At 74.8% G+C, this 3,588-nt stretch carries 3 protein-coding genes; all 3 read left to right on the plus strand.

All coding sequences use genetic code 11. The annotated features are described in order from the left end of the window. Positions 1–588, plus strand: a 588-nt coding sequence (locus ACESL7_RS14340; RefSeq protein ID WP_372893981.1) for an ATP-binding cassette domain-containing protein, incomplete at its 5' end; no start/stop codon positions are given. 518 nt (positions 589–1,106) lie between these two features. Then, positions 1,107–2,876 (plus strand): sensor histidine kinase, encoded by a 1,770-nt coding sequence (locus ACESL7_RS14345; protein WP_372893982.1) that lies wholly within the window; start codon positions 1,107–1,109, stop codon positions 2,874–2,876. Then, the gene (locus ACESL7_RS14350; protein ID WP_372893983.1) at positions 2,873–3,559 is read left to right on the plus strand and encodes a response regulator transcription factor; all 687 of its coding nucleotides are present in this window, start codon (positions 2,873–2,875) and stop codon (positions 3,557–3,559) included. The genes ACESL7_RS14345 and ACESL7_RS14350 overlap by 4 nt, the downstream gene beginning before the upstream one ends. The last annotated feature ends 29 nt before the right edge of the window (positions 3,560–3,588 follow it).

Genomic DNA, 3,588 nt, shown 5'->3' on the forward strand with positions numbered 1-3,588 from the left:
CTCCTCGCGCTGGATCTCGCCGTGGCGCCGGGCGAGGTCGTTGCGGTGATGGGCCCCTCGGGCGCGGGGAAATCGACGCTTCTCGCCGCGGTGATGGGGACGCTCGACGCGCCTTTCGCGATGCGGGGGCGCGTGGTTCTCGACGGGCGGGACGTCACCGCGCTGCCGCCCGAGCGGCGGGGGATCGGGATCCTGTTTCAGGACGATCTGCTCTTTCCGCATCTCTCGGTGGGCGAGAACCTCGCCTTCGGGCTCAGCCGGCGGACGCGCGGGCGCGCGGCGCGGCGCGCGGCGGTCGAGGCGGCGCTCGAGGACGCGGGACTCGCCGGGATGGCCGCGCGCGACCCGGCGACGCTCTCGGGGGGCGAGCGGCTGCGGGCTGCGCTGATGCGCACGCTGCTTGCCGAGCCGCGCGCGCTGCTGCTGGACGAACCCTTCTCCAGTCTCGACCCGGACCGGCGGGACCGGATGCGGCGGCTGGTCTTCGATCGCGCGCGCGACCGCGGCCTGCCGGTGCTGATGGTCACCCACGACCCGGCCGATGCCGAGGCCGCGGCGGGGCCCGTGCTGCGGATCGCCGGGGGCTGATGCGATCGGCGCAGCGCGCGACCCGCGCGCTCCCCGGGCCCTTCGCCGCGACGGGCGGCGACCGCAGGCGCCGGGCCCCTTGCGCCACCGCGCCACGAGGCCGGCGCGCCGCGCAGACGGCAGCGCCCCTGCACCCGTGATACAGGAAATGGTGCGCCCTCAGGACGGTTGCACGGCGTTGCTCACCCTGGACCCGGGCCGCGGGCAGGCGCGAGGCGCCGGGCCTGTCGTGCCGGCGGCCTGCGCTGCATCCGACAGGTGGGGAGATCGGGGGCGCGCGGGCGGGGCCTCCTTGCTGTGGCGCGCAGGCGCCGGGACCCGCGGGGTCATCCGCCACCGCCCCTCTGAAGGACGGGACCGGGCCGGTCGCGCTGCGGGCCGGCGCGATTGGCCGGGCCGGGTCATCGGTATCGGGCGTGCCCGGCCCCGGCGCCTGCGCCTGCGCCGTCGGGCGCCTCCTCTGCCTGCGGCGCGGGCCATGGACGGCGGGGCGGCATTGCTCTAGCGAAAGATGCTGCATGCCGTCCGTCGTCCCCCTCCTCGCCGCGCTTCTGCTCCTGGCCTCCCAGGCGGCCACTGAGACGCCGCTGCGCATCGGGGTGCTGTCCTATCGGGGCGCCGACGCCGCGCGTGGCGACTTCGGCTTTACCGCGCGCCACCTGCGCGCGCGCCTCGCGGATCGCGGGGTGGAGGTGGTGCCGCTCACGCTGCGCGGACTCGACACGGCGGCGCGGCTTGCCCGGGTGGACTTCATCTTCACCAACCCCGGCCATTCCTTTCAGCTCGTGCGCCGCCACGGCGCGAGCCGGCTCGCCACCGCGCGCTATCCGGACCGCGCCACGCCGCAGGCGGTGATCGGCGCGACGATCGTCGCGCCCGCGGACGGGCCGGTCCGCGCCCTGCCCGACCTCGTGGACCGGCGGCTCGGCGTCGTGGATTCGGCGGCCTTCGGCGGGTACCTGCTGGCCCGTCAAAGGCTGGTCTCCGAACTCGGACAGACGGCGCGGCGGATCGGGACGGTCGAGCTCGGGTTTCCGCAGCAAGGCGTGCTCGAGGCCCTGCGCGCGGGCGACGTGGAGGCCGGCGTGCTGCGCGCCTGCCTGCTCGAGACGCTGCTGGACGAGGGCGCGGTGCGCCCCGGCGAGTTCCGCGTCCTGGGCCGCGTCGCCGAGGCCGACGACCCCTGCGCGCGTTCGACGGGCCTGCATCCGGGCTGGGCGATGCTGACGCTGCCGCATGTCCCGGCGGAGACCGCGACGCAGGTGCTCGCCGCGCTCCTGTCGCAGCCCGCGCGCCCGGTCTCCGGTCCGCTCGACCCGGACGGCTGGCTGGCGCCGGTGAGCTACGCCTCGGTGGAAGACGTCTATCGCCAGCTCGAGCTTTATCCTTTCGAGCGGGATCTGCGCGGCGACATCCGGGCCTGGCTCTCGGAGAACGTGGTCTGGGTCGCGGTGGCCGCGATCCTCCTCGGGGCGTTCCTTCTGCACGTGGTGCGGGTGGAATACCTCGTCGTGCGGCGCACGCGCGAGCTGGAGGAGGCCGCCGCGGAACGCCGCGCGCTCGAGGCCGAGATGGCGCATGCCAACCGCGTCTCCTCGATGGCGACGCTCGCCGGCAGCCTCGCCCATGATCTGAACCAGCCGCTCGCCGCGATCGCCTCCTTCGCGGGCGGGCTGCGCCAGCGCCGCCGCGCCGGCACCGACGATGCGGAGATGACCGAAAAGGTCCTTGCCCGCATCGTGGAACAGGCCAACCGCGCGGCGGATTTCATCCGCTCCATGCGCGCCTTCCTGAGCCGGAGCGAAGGGGCGCGCGCGCGCCTCGACCTGCGCGAGGTGGCCGACGACGCGGTGCTGCTGACGCAGGGGCTGGCCCGCGCCGCGGCGCTGACGCTCGACTGGCGCCGCCCGGCCGGCCCGATGCCCGTCTTGGGCGATGCGCCGCGCCTGCGGCAGGTCTTCGTGGCGCTGATCCAGAACGCGATCGACGCCTCCCCGCCGGGCGGGACGGTCACGGTCGACGCGACGCGCGAGACCCCGGGCGGGACCACGAGCGACGGGCCGGTCTGGCGCGTCTCGGTGGCCGATTCGGGCCCCGGCCTCGACGAGGAGACCCGCCGCCGCGCGACCGAGCCGTTTTTCACCACGAAGGGCGAAAAGGGCCTCGGGCTGGGGCTTTCGACGGCACTGGCCATCGTGGAGGACCATGGCGGCCGTCTCTGGCTTGAACCAAGGGCGGGGGGTGGTACCCTTGCCGTCATGGACCTGCCGATGGAGCCGCCGGAATGACGGATGCCGCTGCGGCCGACGCCGCGATACCCGATTTCGGCCCGGCCGCCGCGCCGCGGATCGTCATCGTGGAGGACGACGCCGCGATGCGCGAGTCGCTCGTCTGGCTCGTGGAGTCCGTGGGCCATGAAACTGTCGCCTACCCGAGTGCGGACGCCTTCCTCGCGGAGGCGCGGCTGCCCTGCATCGGCTGCGTCGTCACGGACATGCGCATGCCGGGGACGAGCGGCCTCGGCCTGATCGAGAAGCTGCGCGCGCGGCAGTCGCTCCTGCCCGTCGTGGTGATCACCGCCTTCGCCAGCGTGCGCGACGCGGTGACCGCGATGCAGCTCGGCGCGGTGAACTTCCTCGAGAAGCCCTTTCACGATCAGGACCTTCTGGACCTCCTGAACGAGGCCGTCGCCGAGACGCGCGGCACGGCGCGGGCCTGTTGCCGGGCGCGCGCGGCGGCGCAGCGCCTCGAGGCTCTGACGGCGCGCGAGCTCGAGGTGGTGCGCGTGATGGCCGAGGGCCTGCGCAACAAGGAGATCGCGCGCGCCCTCGACATCAGCCCCAAGACGGTCGAGATCCACCGCCAGCGCGCGCTCGCCAAGCTCGAGGTGGACAGCGCCGTCGAGGTGCACCGGCTGATCGAGGCCGCGACGGACGCCGCGCCCTGCACGGTCTGGCCCGACCTCTCCTGACGCCTCCGGCGCTCCGCGGGTCGCCTGCC

The organism is Rhodosalinus sp., assembly GCF_041685465.1.
Taxonomy (GTDB): domain Bacteria; phylum Pseudomonadota; class Alphaproteobacteria; order Rhodobacterales; family Rhodobacteraceae; genus Rhodosalinus.